The organism is Mammaliicoccus sp. O-M54, assembly GCF_022386035.1.
Taxonomy (GTDB): domain Bacteria; phylum Bacillota; class Bacilli; order Staphylococcales; family Staphylococcaceae; genus Mammaliicoccus; species Mammaliicoccus sciuri_A.
The window spans coordinates 127,265-145,388 of the sequence record NZ_JAJNJE010000006.1 but is presented as its reverse complement, the minus strand read 5'-3'; the positions used below and the strand labels follow the sequence as shown (position 1 = coordinate 145,388).

The window sequence follows — 18,124 nt, the reverse complement described above, 5'->3', positions numbered from 1 at the left end:
TTTTATTTGCAATTTTTTAAAGAAAGGAGGAATTTTATGCCAAGTCCTATCGGGAATATGGTCATACGAGTTGATTTAGATGGTTCTGGATTTAATAAGGGCGCGACTGGATTACAGAGGCAGTTAAGAATGGTTAGTAAAGAAATGTCAGCTAATTTATCTAAATTCAGTCGTTACGATAACAGCTTAGAAAAATCAAAAGTAAAAGTTGATGGATTATCTAAGCGACAAAGGGTACAAAAAGAGCTCGTAAAAGAATTAAAGCAAAATTACGATAAATTAAGCGCAGAAACAGGAGAAAACAGTGCAAAAACACAAGATGCAGCATCTAAATATAATGAAGCAGCAGCTAAATTAAATCAATATGATCGCGAACTAGAAGATGCTACAAAGCACATGAAGGACCTACAGGCTCACCAAAATGCATTAAATACAACTTTGGGCAAGTTAGGGCATAGTTTTTCAAAGATTGGCCCACACCTTAAAAATGTAGGAGATGGAATGAAAAATGTCGGTCGTTCCATGGGAATGTATGTTACTGCACCAATTGTAGCAGGATTTGGTGCAGCAGTTAAAGCATCGATTGATTATGAGAGTGCTTTTGCAGGCGTTAGAAAAACTGTTAACGGCAGTGAAAAAGATTATAAAAAATTATCTAATGGCATTATCAACATGTCTAAAAATCTTCCTGTTGCAGCAACAGATATCGCAGAAGTTGGAGAAATGGCTGGTCAACTAGGTATTAAGAAAAGTAACATATTAGACTTTTCTAAAACAATTATTGATTTGGGTGAGTCAACAAACTTAACAAGAGAACAAGCTGCAACAGAATTTGCTAGGTTTGCCAATATCGTTGATATGCCACAAAAGTCATTCAGTAGATTAGGTTCAAGTATTGTTGCTTTAGGTAACAATATGGCTACAACTGAATCTGAAATCATGAGCATGTCTATGAGAATAGCTGCTCAAGGTAAACTAGTCGGGATGACTGAATCAGATATAACTGGTCTTGCTGCTACAATGTCTTCTTTAGGAATTGAAGCTGAAGCAGGTGGTACTGCTATGACAACTGTGCTTAAGAAGATTGATAAAGCAGTTGGTGCAGGCGGCAAAGAATTAAAAGCATTTGCTGATGCTAGTGGAGTTTCCTTAGCTGAGTTCAAGAAACAATGGGAGAAAGATCCGGTAAAAGCATTAGATACATTTATTGGTGGATTGGCCAAATCTAAAAAAGAAGGAGCCAATCTTACTGAGATGTTAGCTGATTTAGGTATCAAAGGTATTAGAGAATCAGATACCATTTTAAGAATGGCCAATAACCATAAATTATTAGGAAAAGCAGTAAAAATTTCCGGCAAAGGTTGGAAAGAAAATAAAGCACTATCAAACGAAGCCAATCAAAGATACAAAACAATGGCATCTCAATTAAAAATATTGAAAAACAATGTCGTTGCTTTTGGTATTTCGCTAGGCGATGCTATCGCGCCAATCGTTGTAAAGTTAGCTAAGGGATTAACAGGCGTTCTAAAAAGTATGTCTAACATGTCAAATGGTATGAAGATAACAATAGCTGTTGTTGGTTCGTTAGTTGCTGCAATTGGACCGGTGGTGTTTATATTTGGTTCGTTTATTAGTGTCGTTGGTAGTGCGATGACAACATTAGGACCTCTATTAATTGGTATTTCAAAAGCAGGAGGACTAATGGCGTTTTTATCTGGGAAAGTCGCTACAGCAGTTAGACTATTTCCTGCTTTAGGAACAGCGATAAGTTTCGCAGGCGGTCCATTATTGTGGATTGTTGGTGGATTAACTGCTTTAGGTATTGGATTTACAATTGCTTATAAAAAATCTGAGACTTTCAGAAATATTGTCAATAAAGCCGTCTCAGGTGTTATGAACACATTTAAAGCAGCTAAGATTGCACTGCAAGGATTTTTCCAGTTATTCAAAGGCAATGGCCAAGATGGTGTCATTACCCTATCTAAGATATTTCCACCTAATGTAGTAGTTGGAATTACAAACTTTGCAGATAAAATTAAGCGTACCTTTATGCAAGTAGTAAATGCGATAAAAGGATTTGCTAATCAAGTTGGTAGTCAATTATCCACTTTTTGGAGTCAAAATGGTGCCCAAATTACAGAGGCAGTCCAAAATATAGCGAATGTTATATCGACTGTTTTCAAGTTTATTTGGAGTAACATAATACGTCCAATCATGACATTGATATGGAATCTCATGAAATTCATTTGGCCAGCTATTAAATGGCTAATAAAATCAGTTTGGGAAAATATCAAAGGCGTTATTAGTGGTGCTTTAAATGTCATCATGGGTACGATTAAAATATTTTCAGGTTTATTTACTGGCGATTTCAGAAAAATGTGGGAAGGTATTAAACAAATTTTTAAAGGTGCACTTCAATTAATCTGGAACGGCGTACAACTTATGCTCGTCGGTAAGATTTTAGGTGCTGGTAAAGTTTTTGTTCAACTGTTTAAAGGTGTAATCAGTGGTGGTTGGAAATTTATAGTTAATGTTTTCAGAAATGCATTAGGAACTATATACCGTGTAGTAACAGGTAGTTTTACGAAAACTTATAACTTCACCAAAACAATATTTTCTCTTATGAGAACAGCTGTAAATAAAATATTAGAATCTATGAGAAATGGAATTAAAAGAATAGTCCAATCTATATATACAAATATTAAAAATGCCTTCACAAGATCATATAATTCTTCTAAAAATATTTTTGGAAAACTTAAAGATTTCGCCGTTAATTTGTGGAGAAAATTACGCGACTCTGTATCTAATCAAGCAAATAGAATATATATAAATGTAAAAAATAGTTTTACAAGATTGTATGACAAATCGGCTAACTTATTCAGAAGGTTACGTAAATTTTTATCTGATTTATGGGACTCAATTAGAAGAAGAACAGTGGATAAAGCAGTTGCATTATACAGAGGAGTAAAAAGCCAATTCGAAAGATTATTCTCTAATAGTAAAACTATCAATCAGAGAATCAGAAGTTTTATGAGTAGTATATGGCAAGGTATAAGAAGCAAAACTACTGGTATAGCAACTAATATTAAAAATTCTGTTTTAAAAAGTTTTACTGTAATGAGAGATAGATTAAAAGGAATTATTGGTAAAATAAAAGGCCATATTGGTGGAATGGTCAAAGGTGTAAAAAGTGGTTTAAACAAATTAATTGATGGTGTCAATGCAGTAGCGACTAAAATCGGTATGGATAAATTCAAACACATTAAACTATCAACAGGTACTGTTCGACATAACCATGCTCTATCTGATAGCAAAGGAAGATTAAAACAGACAACTAGAGCAATTGTAGGTGATAAAGGACCAGGTAATGGACCAGGTGGATATAGGCATGAAATGATTGAGTATCCGAATGGACGCCTAGCAATGACACCTAAAACAGATACAGAGGTTATTTTGCCAAAAGGCTCAAAAGTTCATAACGGAACAGCAACTTATAATTATTTGAATACGCCACAGTTTAGCAGGGGTACATTACCAAGGTTTAGTCTAGGTAGTTGGCTTGATGACAAGAAAAAAGATGTAGGTAAATATGCTGGTAAGAAAATGGCTCAAGCAAATAATGCAGGTAAGCAAATTATTAATGGTACCAAAGACACTGCTAAAGCTTTGAAAAAAGGATTTGATAAAGCTATAGGTGATGTCTGGGACTTTGCATCCAATCCAGGAAAACTAGTAGATAAGGTCATGTCTCATTTTGGTGTAGATTTCGGTAGTCTACCTGAATTACCAAGAAAAATGATGGCAGGAATGTATAAAAAACTAAAAGAAGGCGTAAAAGATTTATTTGGCGGATGGCTTGAAGATAGTGGTGGTGGAGATGGTAGTTCATTCACGAAGTACGCTATTACAACACCATATAGTCCTAATAAAGCGGTAGCTGGATATGGATTTAACGGTGGACGTCATTATGGAATTGATTATGCAACACCAGTCGGTACAACACTGACAGCGCCAACTAGCGGTACTATTTCAAAATTAAGTAACTACGGTGGTGGTACAGTTGCTAAATTATTAAGTGGTAAGTTCACACAGTTCTTTATGCACTTAAAAGATATATTCAAGACAGGTAAGGTTAAACAAGGCGAAAAATTCGCACACACAGGTAACAGTGGTCATTGGACTAGAGGACCTCACTTACATTATCAAGTAGAGAAAGGTCATTCAGCAGATATTACTAACAGAAATACAGTGGATCCTGCTAAATTCTTATCTGGAAAAAGTGGAGGTAAACAAGCACCTTCACAATGGCGTTCTACTATTCAAAGAGCAGCTAAAAGAATGAAAGTAAATCCAACCGCTGCTCAAATTAACGGTATTATTGCTCAGATTGAACGTGAATCTGGTGGGGATGCAGGCATTACCCAGGGTAATATCGGTGACATTAATAACATTCTAGGAACACCTGCCAAAGGTCTACTCCAATATGTACCTAGTACATTTAAAGCTTACGCTGTAAAAGGCCATGGTAATATTTGGTCTGGATATGATCAATTATTAGCGTTCTTTAATAACTCAAATTGGAAAAACGATATACAGTATGGTCGTTCAGGTTGGGGACCAAGAGGACATAGAAGGTTTGCTACTGGTGGCAAGGTATGGAACGGACTATATCATTTAGGTGAAGAAGGTTATCCAGAATGGATAGTTCCAACAGACCCAAGCAGAAGTAATGATGCCTGGAAAATACTAGCTTTAGCTGCAAAAGATTTAGAAAAAACATCACCTAGAAACAAACGGCCGAACAATCTTCCTAATCCTTTAAATCAATCAGGAACAGGAAATTCTAGCCTCGAACAAAAATTTGATGCATTAATAGGACTAGTGGCTAAATTAGTAGAAAGTAATAATGATATAGCAAATAAAGATTATGAGCCTGTAATAGATAAATATAGTTTGGAGAATGAAGTGTTTAAGTTGATTGATAAATATGAAAGAACAAAGCAAAGACGTAGCAGATATAATCCTGCAACGTAACAGGAGGTGTATAAATGCTTGATACAATTATTGTGAACAAGAAAAAACTTGATTGGTTGGTTGTAGAGAGAGGGTTTAATATACCCTCTTTTAATTTTATAACTGAACGAGAAAAAGTTAATGGTAGGGCAGGAAGCGTAAGAAAATCTAGAAATATTGAAGAATTAGAATTTGAGTTACCACTAATCGTGAGAAACGATTATTTATCGCCCGGAGGCAAGAAAAGTCATGATGAAATATTAAAGAAACTAGTCGATTTTTTTAAATATGATGAAGCGGTTGAATTAAGATTTAAATCACAATCTTGGTTTTGGAAAGCTTATTTTGATGGACCAATAGAATTACCTAAAAATCCAAGAGAATTTATTAAATTCACAATCAAAGTAGTACTTTTAGATCCGTTCAAATATTCAACTAATGAATATGAAAACACAGCTATATCAGATGAAGTGGTCATAGTTAATAAAGGAACTGCTGATACACCTGTGACTATCGAGGCAAGAGCGCTTAAAAATGCGTCGTATTACATGATAACTAAAAATGATGAGGATTATTTTAAAGTTGGAGTAGACGATGTGAATGAGGTTGCTAAAGATTATTCACCTAACATATTAAGTGACGAATTTAGAACCACAACTGGTTGGACGAAAACTACAAGTGGCAATATACCCGACACACTTTTCGGAGGTATTGTTGGTGGAACATACAAAATAGAAAAAAACGGAGAAGGGTTCGATGTATCAACTTTTCCTTCTGAAAGTGGATGGATTGGCTCGCAATATAAAAAAGCTTTCTCTAGACAAGCACAAGATTTCAAAGTGACTGTAAAAGCAATTATTTATCAATCAAACAGAGGCGCAGGTAAAGTAGCTTATCATTTGTATGACACAGATAACAGAATACTTGCATCACTAGGTTATATAAATACATCACCTGGTAATCCAAACGGTAAATTTGTGATTACCTTATTTAATCAGAGTGGCGGTGAATCAAAAGTACTTGAAGCAAGAAATGTGCCATTTGTTAACAAAATGAAAACTTTAATTATTTATATGAGCATTGAAAGAGTTGGCCAATTAATAAAATTAAAGACTTGGTTATTTGATCATAATAAAGACCCTAACAGAATAAAACCACTTCAAATTGTAAATAAGAGCGTAACGGATTCGGGTAATTTTTATCAACGTCCTGTATCGTCAATTGGTGTTTATCAAGCTAAGAGTACAACTATAAATAACTACATGAAAATGCATGCATTAGGCGCTTATGTGTCAGAAAAGTTACCAAAAAAGACTGGTGTAAAAGAACTGTTTATCAAACAAGGTGATTTAATTCAAATAGATACTGACTCTAAAGTCGTAATGTTGAATGAAGAACCTATTCTTGATAAAAAAACATTTGGTAGCGATTATTTTAATGTTGATAGTGGCAAATCTGAATTAATCATTTTCCCACAAGGGGTATTTGATACAACTGTAAAATGGCATGACAGATTTTTATAAGAAGAGAGAGGAGGTATATAGATGATTCATGTTATGAACTTTGATGGGGAAATAATTGATTTTATTTCAAGAAGTGATAATGCTTTAGTAAAAGCCCAGCATGTAAGAGATATAATAACCAGAGTAGAAACATTTGATTTTACTATACTTTCATCTCGCACTGAAAAAATGCAAGAAAAGAACAGAATTATCATTCAAGATAAGAACGGTCACTATCGTGAGTTTATTATTGAACGTATATCATCCGATATAGACGGATATACTGAAATTGAGACAGCCGCATCATATTTAAATGATATTTCTAAAGCTAAACCATATGGACCCGGTAAATTAGAAAAGATGACTACAGCACAAGCTTTGTCAGATGTGTTAAAAGACACTGGATGGAAAGTGTCTGACGATACAGAATACGGAGGAATAAGAACAACATCGTGGACTTCATATCAAACTAGATATGAAGTTCTTTTACAATTATGTACTACTTTTAACATGGTATTAGACTTTCATATCGATATAGGTGAGACTACTGTAAAAAATAGATATGTAACGTTAAAAAAGGCGAATCCGATATTTAATGGTAAGGAAATCACTTATGGTAAAGATTTAATAGGTTTAAATAGAAATGTTGATTTTTCAGAAATTAAAACAGCATTATTATGTATTGGTCCTGAAAAGGATGATGGTTCTAGGTTAGAACTAGTTGTAAAAGATGATATGGCTCAATCTTTATATGGATTACCTGGTCGATATAATTGGGGGATATATGAACCTGAATCAGACGACCAAGATATGACTGAAAGTCGATTGCGCACACTCGGTACTACAGAATTAAATAAAAGAAAATCCGAAGTTATTAGTTATGAAGTCACATCGATTGATATTGAAAAAGAGTTCGAGCATGAAGTAATTAATCTAGGTGATTTAGTACGAATTAAAAATACAGATTTCACACCTCCATTATATGTAGAGGCAGAAGTGACATCAGAAGATTATGATTTGATCAGCAGAGACGTTACTTATAGTTTCGGAGAATATGTTGAATATAAAGAAGCAGATCTTCGAAATGAATTTATAAAGAAATTAAACGATATCTGTGAGAAATTGAACAATAATATAAGTAACTCAAATATGATTATTACTAACAGAATAGAAGAAGAGATAGAAAGATTACAAAAGAGCATTCATCGAGGTTCGACGCCACCTATAAATCCAGAAGAAGGAGATTTTTGGTACGATACAACGAATCCTAAAGTTGCAGTATTGCGTGAGTTTGTGGACGGAGAATGGCGCAATGCATCGGCTCATGATGTTGAACAAATTGGTGGAATGACAAAAGAATCTATTATTTTCAATGAAATAAATGGTACATTCATTTCTCTATCTGTACAACATGCTAACTTAACTAATGAAGTATACGAGACATTAAATAGTGAATACTTAGTTGATGAAGATATTAGAATATTGTTAAGCGATGAATTGGACGGTTTAAATAACATATTTGAAAGTATCAGCTCTTCAGTTAATAGTATGACATCTGAAACAGCAACGATAGGCAAATTGATGGATACACAATCTTTGATAGTTCAGTATCGCGAAAAAATATATACTCTTAATAACGCATTGCTAAATGCAAGAAAGGCAATTGAAGAACGTTTTAAATTACTACAATCACAATACACAGAACAAAAATACAACGAGGCAATGCAAAAAGTTGCAGATGTTATTGGGGGTACTTATAACGAAGAAACAGGACAATTAATTGCAGATATACCTAATAAAGAAATGCTTGAAGAAATGCGTGTGACAATCGAAAGTGCAATGGATGAAATGTCACAAGCCAATGAAGCGAAGTTACAGGAATTACAGAATGGTATTACTCAAACAAATCAACGTATAACCAACACAAACGAAGAATTAAGTGCTGGTATTTCTTCAGTTACCAGAAAAATTGAAGGTCTTAAAACAGATGGAAATAACTTAATTAGGTCATTTTTAAGTGACAGTCCAATGTTCGATAGAACAAGAGGCGCAATTTTTGAAAGTGAAACTAAAGCTATACTAAACAATGGTAAGAGATTAGATATTATGTTTTACGATGATTTTGAGAATGAGCTATTGCCTAACACAGATTACACTTTAAAAGTTGAAGAAAGTTCAAACGATATAGAAATGGGTGTGTTTTACAACAAAGGTGGAAATATTGTTGTGGGTTACGCTAACGTCAGAGAAATACAATTTAACACGAAAGACAAGAAAAATATTCTAATTGTTATTAGATCAAAAGCATCTAATCAATTTGTAAATAAAATTTCGTTATATAGAGGTTTAGTTGATTTAAGTTGGACACCTTCAAGTGATGATGTTGAGGAACAGATGAAAGAAATAAAAACATCAATAAAAGAGCAAAGTGCTGACATAAATATACTGAAAGACGGCATCAAATTAAAAGCAGATAGTAGCGAAGTAACGAAAATATACAATGAATATCTAGCACCAATTCAACATCAAGTAAATCAAAATAAAGCAGCGTTAGATATATGGCCAGATCAGATTAACTCGAAAGTATCTCGTGAAGAATATGTTACAAATTTCATGAACGTTGTAGAGATGTTGAATACCGCAAATTCAGAACGAACTCAACTAAGCAATCAGATTAAAGATAGAGTGACATTAAAAGATTATAAAGCAACGGAAGAAAAGCTAGAAACAATGGAAACTTCTATCGAACAAAATGGTCAGGAAATCAATTTAAAAGCAAGTAGTGAAGAACTAAACAAAAGCAATAAAACAATGTCACGTTTATTAGCTGATCTAACCATTAATACAACTACAGGATTATCTTTAGTTTTTGATGAAAACGGGACTATACAAAGTCATACAGTCGGTCCAAATGGAGTTAAAATTGATACTACCAAATTTGTAATTAATGATGGTGACGTAATTGTTCAAAATGGTAGAACTACAATTAAAGATGCTTATATTGATAAATTATTTAGTAAACAAGCCACAATAAATTATTTGAAAGCAATGGATGTTGATTTAAATAGAGCAACTGTTAGTGGTTCTCGTAATGGTGAATCAACAGTTTTAAGTGGTGGAAAAATTCGGTCGACTGGTTCGTTCGCACGAACATTTCCTCAAGGTAGTGTTACTTATGAGGCATTTACAGAATCATGGAATGGTGTTTACCGGTCTGGGTTGATATCGAAGCAGTTTGGGAATCGGAAATTAACTGATATTGAACGCTGGCTTGCTTTAACAGATAAAGGTATAACAACTCAAAGAGAAATTCATAGTCTGTCGCCTGACAAAAATGGCGCACGTTTTATAGATTTCTTTTCTGATGAAAGCTATAACAGTGACGTATACGGTCAAGGTATGCACATTTATTCAGGACAACAACTAACTATTGAATCTGAATATGGTTTGTATCTAAATGCTAACAAACGTTTTTATATTAGGACTGTTGACAGCGGGTTAGAAATAAATAGAGACGGTCAAAATCTAGTATTAAAAAGAACATCACCGTACACATCAGAAATCGGTTCTGGTGGTAGTTATATGGCGATTCAATCGTCTGACGGTGTAGAACAAGGTCATGTTGGTATCTTATCGAACAACCGTAATTTAAGTTTGTCATCTAGTTATGGAGAGGTTTTACTTAAAGGAAGCAAAGTTTTTGCGTTAGATAGTAACGGGAATAATCGAGTGCCTATGTATGCCCAATATTTTAGTGGCGAGAAAGTAATTGGTAACATTGAAGCTGCAGATACAAATATATACGCGATGTGCCATAGTGAATTAAGGGTGGTTAGTAAGGCAGGTTACAATGGTGGAGACATAACATATAAAAATATTCGTTTCAATTCATGGAACGCAATGTCTCATGAAAAATATAAATATGATATTGAAGAATGGAAGTACAACGTTTTAGATATTTATAAGAATGAACTTAAACTACATTCATATAAAGTCAACTCAGAAGCAGGCACTGAATATAATCGAATTCACCACGGAATTATCTTAAGAGAAAATAGTAAATTAGATACATTCCCAGTCGAATGGCGTAATTTAGATGGTTTTGATGGTAATGAAGTTATATGGTGGAATACAAAGGCAATTCAAGAACTTGCATTTGAAAACGAAGAACTGAAGAAACAAATTACAGATATGCAAGTGAAAATTGATGCAATATTGGAGATGATAAAATGATGAAAAAACTAGAAGAATTAACTAAGGAAGAACTTATCAAAGAAGTTCAGTACTTAAATGAATTAATACAAACCATGGTAAATAAAAACGCGCGACTTACATTAGAGGTTGCGAATTATGAAACACAAGAAAGAATGGCCGAACATAATAATCAAACGTCTAACAAATAAGTTAGGCGTTTTTTTATAAAATTAAAAAAGGAGTGTTTTAAATGGAACAATTCAAAGAATTTTATTTAGTTGAAGTAAATAAGAATGGTGAAGAAAGTGCATTAATGCAGAATTATTCAAACAGCTTTGTTAGAGGTGCTAATCCTAATACAGCATATAAATTTAAGGATGAGGCACAAGTCCAACAAGTATGTAAAATGCAAAACATGTTAGCTAGCATATTTCAAAATGGGACAAAAACTTATTATGTTGAACAAGATATAACACGAAACAAAAAACAAGAAGATGGACAAGAATACGTTGAGGATAAAGAAAAAACAGAAGAAACAGAATAATTTATAAGACACTTACCTTTTGGTAGGTGTCTTGTTATTTGTGAAAGTAGGTGCTTTAATGATGGGCAGAAAAGGATTAAACTTTTTTCATTTTTACGCAATCGCGTGGAATTTCGCTTTTGGAATATGTTGTATTGTTCGAGGTAGTTATTGGATTCTTTTTGCTGAGAAAGCACAATACGAAAGTGAACTCTACACAGCTATGCATAAGGTGATGCCTTTAACGATTTGGGGCATTCCATTTGTACTTGCTGGAATATTAATTATTCTTGCAGGAATCAAACTACCATATCATCAAACAAGTATTAGTTTTTATAGATTGACTGCATGGGGATATGCAATAGCATGTCCCTTTTATTATATTTTCTCAACGGCTGGTTTTGACAGTGGCTTAAATTTAGTCACACCAATTATGAATCTTTCCTTTTCTATCTTTGGCGGTGCAACTGCACTATTAGCTTACAAAAACGTTTCTGAAATGAAGTAAGAAAAGAGTAAGTAATGAACTATCTAACAACTGAGAAATATTATGAAGACGAACTACGCCGTGAGAAAGATAAAGGTAAATTACATGCAAGAATAAACGAAGTAGAAGATAAACACGATCAGAACTTTAATGCTTTGAATTTAACAATACGAACATTTATAGAAGGACAAAAACCAATTAATGAAAATATGAAAGGTATTCGTGATGATTTAAAAGAGGTTAATAACGTATTAATAGATTACGTAAAGAAAACAGACAGTATTGAAACTGAATTAAAACGAGTCCAAGAAAGCCAACAAGCAGGTGTTGTAGATAGAAACAAGTTTCTCATAACAATAATTACAGCTGGACTTGGGGCAGGTGGATTTGTGCCAGTTTTAATACAAGTCTTATTTAAATAAGGAGGCAATAGCATGAAAATTAACTGGAAAGTTCGTATTAAACAAAAATCATTCTGGATAGCCATTATATCGGCTATCCTTTTATTTGCTCAGCAAGTGTCGGGTGCATTCGATTATGACATCACAGTGTATACAGACCAAATAACGAATATCGTGAACAGTGTGTTAGGTGTGCTGGTGCTACTAGGTGTAGTGCAAGACCCTACAACAAAAGGGATAAATGACTCAACGCAAGCACAACAGTATAACGAACCAAAGTAATGTCGGCTAAATAGTCGGCTTTTAATTCTGCCTTGGTTATGACAGTGCAGTTATAACCAAGAAAAACTAAAACTTAAGGAGAGATTTATAATGAAAGATATTTTTTCAAAACACATTCAAGGTAGTAGATTAACAGGTAAAAAAGCTAGTATAGCTGGTATTGTCATTCACAATGATTATGGTTCAATGACACCTAATCAGTATTTACCGTGGTTATACACGAGAGAACAAAACGGAACGCATGTTAATGGATGGGCTTCAGTTTACGTAAACAAAGATGAGACGCTTTGGTATCACCCAACAGATTATGTAGAATGGCATTGTGGTAATAACTGGGCTAATAGTAATCTGATCGGATTCGAAGTTTGTCAATCACACCCAGCAGCAGGTTTAACAGATGCCCAATTCAAATTAAATGAAGAGGCAACATTTAAAGTAGCAGCAGCTGTCATGAAGTCTTATGGTTTGCCAGTCAATCGCACGACAGTTAATCTTCATAGACAGTATTTTGGCACATCTTGTCCTCATCGTTCTTGGGATATGCATGTAGGAAAAAACGCACCAGATACGTTAGCTAATCGTAATAAGTTAAAAGATTACTTTATTTCTCGTATTAAACATTATTACAACGGTGACACAACAACTAAACCACCTAAAACAACTTGGAAATGGTCTGGTAAAGCGACAGCTAAGAAAGGTGTATCTCCAATCGCAGCTAAAAAGAAACCAGGTTTAAACGAACCGGCATTAGCACCACCAAATAACATCTTAGCTGGTCAATATATTAACTTCTTCTCGGTTACTAAAAAGGATAAATATTGGTGGGCAGAGTTTGAATATCCAACTAACCCTAAAGCTGGACGATTCTATTGTGCATTGGGGCCTATTACACACAAAGATGAGAAGTTAGAAAAAGAAACCAAATTATGGTTTGACTTGAAGATTACAAGTAAAAAGTAGTATTATATGTTTACCCTATTTAGTTTAACCGCTAGGTAGTTCATACACGCAAACCCCACTTCTTATTTGTAGAGTGGGGTTATTTTTTTATTATTTAATTTGTTTTGCAAGATAATTAATCGGGTATTTGTATCTTGTATCTATTATTAATACAAGATTAATTGAAGGGAATAAGTTTTATGAAAGAAATTAACTATCAAGATTTAAGCGATGATTTATTGTATGTTTCTATATTGTTAAATGAAAAATTAAATGGAGACTTCAACAATGATGTAGAAATAGCGATATTAGAAGAATGTATTACTAAATTAAAAAGTACTACCATACAAAGTCCTGATTTTAAAACAGAAGTGTGATTAAGTATGTTAAGATAACTTTAGACATATTAAACACAACTATACGGCGAGCCTGCTCATATAATTGAGTAGGTTATTATTTTGACTAGATTATCCATAGTGATATAATTAAATTAGTTTAAACCTATTATCTCCGTTTTAGTTTTAAACTCATATTTGGTAATACCTTTTTGCACCTCGCTAATAAGTGGGGTGTTATTTATTTGATTTAATACCTAAAGTGTAGTATTACTATATATAAGCACTTATATAGTGCTGGATTTTCATATATAAATAACCATTAACTTGCCCTGTCACTTTTTTGTGATGGGGTTTTTATTATGTTACAATGATTATAGGTTTGTTTCTCTTCCAAATATAAACAAATCTAATTAAGTTATCCTATGCCCTATCACAATAGTGGTAGGGTTTTATTTTTCAAAATACATTTTAGTTTTATAACAAAAAATTGTTCGATACATGTTCCGCCTTTTGTCCGATTTAATTTTAGTGTAATATGTATTTAATTAGACTAAAAAGGGGTAAAGAATATGGAAGAAAAAAATATTGAAATGAGTTTTACTAAAGAAGACGATTATATTCATGGTGAAAACTTTTCTATGTTTTATGCTAATTCGTTAGATGTACAAACTAGTATTACTGATTTTATTGTAAATTTTAAGCAAAGCACACCAAATGGCTTTCTTGATAATCAAAAAATAATTATGAATCCAAGTCTCGCTAAACAACTTAAAAATGCTCTTGAGCTAGGATTAAGAAGACATGAAGAAATACATGGAGAGGTAAAAGATATAGACACCCTTCAAGTTGAAATGAGTAATTTCTATTAAGAAGAATGATAATATTTATGTTATAAATAATCATCCTAAGTATAAGAAATATGGGGATAATTCTACAAGAACGTATACTTTAAATAAACAGACTGGTACTTTAGGCTTTCAAGAAGTGGAGGTAGATAGTATGAGTACAGATTATATAACTAGACCAGAATTCGAAGAACATAAAAAGCATATGGATACTAGATTTGATGGTATCGATCAAAAAATAAATTCTACAAAAGAAGTAATATCTAGAGATATAAAAAATGCAGTATCTGATTTAAAAATTGAAATAAATGATAAAAAAGTTACATCAAAGCGTTTTTGGATAGGTATTAGTGTACCAGCAATAATTAGTATTGTTGGTGTGGTATTACAATTTTTTACTTAAGTATAACTAAACCCACCTTAATTGGTGGGTTATTTATATGGATTGTTTTTAATATATTCTTGAGCCTTTTCTTGATTACCACCTGCAGCATTTATTGCTTCATATTGTTCAACTATTTTGTAATCAAAGTCTTTACCTAAACCATTTGCAATGTTTGTACGTGCAGTTTGTATAGTGCCATCATATTCTTTTTGTTCTCTACTTCCCTCAGGTAATGCATCTCTATTTAGTGTCATAAGTCTGAATGCATAATTTTTATCAGATAAGTGAGGTAAGTATTCGGGCTTTTCTTCTGACACTTCGTTGTTATCCTCTGCTATTTGTTCACTATTCATACTAGTATCGTTTTCGACAGTTTGATGTTGTTCATTAACACTGGTTGATACTTCATCCTTTTTTGTTATTGTGTTCTCATACACCATAAACGCAGCAAAAGATAATCCTATCATCAAAATAGCTATAACTAATAAAGACATTATAACTTTTAAAATGTTCATTCTACCATTCCCTTCATTTGTTTGAACTTCCATTATTATAATTTTACTCTATCTCCACAATACAATCCATATTTAATAACACTTTCTCACCATTCTCTAGTACCTCTAACTTGCTATGCTCACTATCAAACTTATTAATTTCACACTCATTAAACACCTCATATAGAATTAATAGTCACACTATAAGAACAAGTATTATTTTGATAGAATTTGATTCCTAATAGCAGCCTCATTTTTAACAAATCCCCAAGTCTCCGACATATTTTTTAAAATCTCATATTTAGCAAGCTCTTTTAATTCTAAGTGTGATGGTACTTATCAACAAACCCTATCTTACTTGTCCAAGTGACAATTGTGAATAAGTTTAGCTTCCGACAGTTGTTCCGACAGTTTAGGTATAAATAGGGGGTAAATAGGGATAAAATAAACATTTTGTTCGTATAAAAACGAACGCTTAAAAATCAATATAAAGACCGTTGTTATAAGGTTTTTAACGTATTCATCATAAAGTCAATACAGAACATTTGTACTTGTGCACAAGTTAACCACATTTTGTGGATAACATTAGTATAAGTTTTTAAATATTTGTGGATAAAATAGTTGATTCAGATCGATATTTTACATTTTACTTGTGGATAACTAGGATAACTTTGTGGATTACTTGAAAAATAAGACTTTTTGATGTGTATAAAGATGTGCTTAATTATTTCAGAAAAAAACGACTGAGGTGTAAAATTTACCTCAGCCGTTTTTCGTTAATTTAACTTACTTTCAAGTTCTTCCCATTTTTCCATATTTTCTTCGAGCAAACGTTCTGTTTCTATTCGTAACTTATTAATTTCATTGCTTTTTTCAATATCATTAAATATCTCTGGTAATGTCAGTTGATGTTCATAGTCAGAGATTTGTTCTTCATATGTCGAAATATTATTTTCAATTTCTTCTAACTGTCTTTCAAGTTTACGCTTTTCTTTTTTTAGTTGCTTTTGATTTGCGTAATATTGATCGTCTTTAGCCGTTTCAGTAGATTGGATGTCTTCTTGTTCATAACGACTAATAGCCTCACGTTGTTCTAGCTTTTCTAAATAATATTGGTAATCGCCTCTAAATAATTCATTTCCACTTTGTGTGATGTGGAAAATATTATTTGCTAGTTCGTTAATAAAATAACGGTCATGTGATACAAAGAGTAATGTACCTTCAAAATTTTGCAAAGCTTGTTCCAACATTTCTTTAGAATCGATATCTAAGTGGTTGGTAGGTTCATCTAGAATGAGTACATTGTTTTTTTCTAACATGAGTAAAGCGAGTTGAAGTCTAGCTTTTTCTCCACCAGATAAATCATTGATGACTTTTTTTACTTCTTCTTGAGTAAATAAAAATCTACCTAAAATCGTTCTTATATCTTTCTCGGGCATATGTGCATACTGATTCCAAACATAGTCTAAAATTGTCATATTAGAAGTGAATTCTGCTTGTTTTTGGTCGTAATAACCGATTTGAATATTAGAACCATAAACAATATTCCCGCCTAAAGCAGGTATTTTTTGTGCAATTGTTTTAATCAACGTAGATTTCCCAATACCATTTGGACCAATTATCGCAATACGATCATGTCGCTTCACTTCTAAGTTGATAGGTGGTGTAATGCTTTTAGAATAACCGATATCTAAATTTTGAACTTTAAGGACATCTTCACCTGTAGCTCTAGTTATTTCAAAATTTATTTGTGCACTTTTAGCATCAAGTCTCGGCTTTTCGATTCTTTCCATTCTTTCTAGTACTTTACGACGACTTTTTGCCATACCACTTGTTGAAGCACGTGTAATATTTTTTTCGACAAATGTTTCTAACTTTTTAATTTCATTTTGTTGTCTTTCATATTCAGCCATGACTTTTTCGTAATGTGCATCTCGTTCTTTTAAGAATTTACTGTAATTACCGACATACTTTTTAACAGAACCTAAAGCGACATCATATACTTGATTGACTATTTTATCTAAGAAGTATCTGTCGTGACTGATAATAACAATTGCACCTTTAAAGTGTGTTAAATAATTTTCTAACCATTCAGTTGTTTCCATATCTAAATGGTTTGTAGGTTCATCGAGTAACAGTAAATCAGGTTCACTTAATAACATTTGAGCCATAGATAATCTTGTTTTTTGGCCGCCGCTAAATGATTGAATTTGTCTATCAAAGTCAGATTCTTTAAAGTCTAAACCTGTTAATACGGTCTTAATTTTGCTTTCGTAATTATAGCCATCCATTAATTCATATTGATTAGATAACGCTTCGTATTGTGACAATTTTTCTTTATATATGTCTTGGTCATACTCATCAGCATGAATACTTAACCAATCTGTTAAAGTTTTCATTTTATCTTCAATATTGATTACGTCTTTAAATGGTTTTTTCATTTCATTCATAACAGTGTCATTAGAATCTAATGTCATTTGTTGAGTAAGGTATCCCATCGTAACTTGTTTACCTTTAGAAATATTTCCTTCATCATATGATTCAACACCAGCGATGATTTTCATTAATGTTGTTTTTCCCGCGCCATTTCTACCGACAATAGCGATTCTTTCACCGGTTTTTACTTCGAAATCTACATCAGAGAATATAACTTCTCCATCATAAGATTTCTCTAATTTATTTATTTGTAAAAGTATCATGTTTACACCTCTCTATTAGTTA

The 18,124-nt window shown here is 32.8% G+C and carries 14 protein-coding genes; 12 read left to right on the top strand and 2 right to left on the bottom strand.

The window, feature by feature from the left end; all coding sequences use genetic code 11:
* Nucleotides 1–36: 36 nt before the first annotated feature.
* The 12 genes from LQ673_RS11325 to LQ673_RS11270 all read left to right on the top strand — a co-directional run bounded on the left by LQ673_RS11325 (nt 37) and on the right by LQ673_RS11270 (nt 14,927).
* Complete coding sequence (locus LQ673_RS11325) at nt 37–5,034, top strand: phage tail tape measure protein (RefSeq protein ID WP_239745056.1); 4,998 nt, start codon at nt 37–39, stop codon at nt 5,032–5,034.
* Between the two features lie 14 nt (nt 5,035–5,048).
* Nucleotides 5,049–6,536: a phage distal tail protein gene (locus tag LQ673_RS11320; RefSeq protein ID WP_239745054.1), complete on the top strand. Its 1,488-nt coding sequence runs from the start codon at nt 5,049–5,051 to the stop codon at nt 6,534–6,536.
* A gap of 21 nt (nt 6,537–6,557) precedes the next feature.
* Nucleotides 6,558–10,748 (top strand): phage tail spike protein, encoded by a 4,191-nt coding sequence (locus LQ673_RS11315; protein WP_239745053.1) that lies wholly within the window; start codon nt 6,558–6,560, stop codon nt 10,746–10,748.
* Nucleotides 10,745–10,918 carry a hypothetical protein gene (locus LQ673_RS11310; protein WP_239705781.1) on the top strand — a complete coding sequence of 58 codons (174 nt, stop codon included), beginning with the start codon at nt 10,745–10,747 and terminating at the stop codon, nt 10,916–10,918. The genes LQ673_RS11315 and LQ673_RS11310 overlap by 4 nt, the downstream gene beginning before the upstream one ends.
* 41 nt (nt 10,919–10,959) lie before the next feature.
* Nucleotides 10,960–11,253 (top strand): hypothetical protein, encoded by a 294-nt coding sequence (locus LQ673_RS11305; RefSeq protein ID WP_191836046.1) that lies wholly within the window; start codon nt 10,960–10,962, stop codon nt 11,251–11,253.
* A 40-nt stretch (nt 11,254–11,293) separates the two neighbouring features.
* Nucleotides 11,294–11,740 (top strand): hypothetical protein, encoded by a 447-nt coding sequence (locus tag LQ673_RS11300; RefSeq protein WP_239705782.1) that lies wholly within the window; start codon nt 11,294–11,296, stop codon nt 11,738–11,740.
* 14 nt (nt 11,741–11,754) lie between these two features.
* Nucleotides 11,755–12,141 carry a hypothetical protein gene (locus tag LQ673_RS11295; RefSeq protein ID WP_239705783.1) on the top strand — a complete coding sequence of 129 codons (387 nt, stop codon included), beginning with the start codon at nt 11,755–11,757 and terminating at the stop codon, nt 12,139–12,141.
* Between the two features lie 12 nt (nt 12,142–12,153).
* On the top strand, nt 12,154–12,402 hold the full coding sequence (locus LQ673_RS11290) for a phage holin (protein WP_239705784.1): 249 nt from the start codon (nt 12,154–12,156) through the stop codon (nt 12,400–12,402).
* A 90-nt stretch (nt 12,403–12,492) separates the two neighbouring features.
* On the top strand, nt 12,493–13,362 hold the full coding sequence (locus tag LQ673_RS11285) for a peptidoglycan recognition protein family protein (RefSeq protein WP_239705785.1): 870 nt from the start codon (nt 12,493–12,495) through the stop codon (nt 13,360–13,362).
* Between the two features lie 179 nt (nt 13,363–13,541).
* A complete protein-coding gene (locus LQ673_RS11280; protein WP_155403652.1) occupies nt 13,542–13,718 on the top strand; it encodes a hypothetical protein in 177 nt (58 codons plus the stop codon).
* A gap of 530 nt (nt 13,719–14,248) precedes the next feature.
* Nucleotides 14,249–14,548, top strand: a complete 300-nt coding sequence (locus LQ673_RS11275; RefSeq protein WP_239705786.1) for a DUF3467 domain-containing protein — start codon at nt 14,249–14,251, stop codon at nt 14,546–14,548.
* A gap of 130 nt (nt 14,549–14,678) precedes the next feature.
* The gene (locus LQ673_RS11270; protein ID WP_239705787.1) at nt 14,679–14,927 is read left to right on the top strand and encodes a hypothetical protein; all 249 of its coding nucleotides are present in this window, start codon (nt 14,679–14,681) and stop codon (nt 14,925–14,927) included.
* A 29-nt stretch (nt 14,928–14,956) separates the two neighbouring features.
* Here the strand turns inward: LQ673_RS11270 and LQ673_RS11265 are convergent, their stop codons facing one another.
* Both LQ673_RS11265 and abc-f read right to left on the bottom strand, forming a co-directional pair.
* Nucleotides 14,957–15,424: a hypothetical protein gene (locus LQ673_RS11265; RefSeq protein WP_239705788.1), complete on the bottom strand. Its 468-nt coding sequence runs from the start codon at nt 15,422–15,424 to the stop codon at nt 14,957–14,959.
* 755 nt (nt 15,425–16,179) lie between these two features.
* Nucleotides 16,180–18,102: a ribosomal protection-like ABC-F family protein gene (gene abc-f, locus LQ673_RS11260; RefSeq protein ID WP_126477689.1), complete on the bottom strand. Its 1,923-nt coding sequence runs from the start codon at nt 18,100–18,102 to the stop codon at nt 16,180–16,182.
* Between the last annotated feature and the right edge of the window lie 22 nt (nt 18,103–18,124).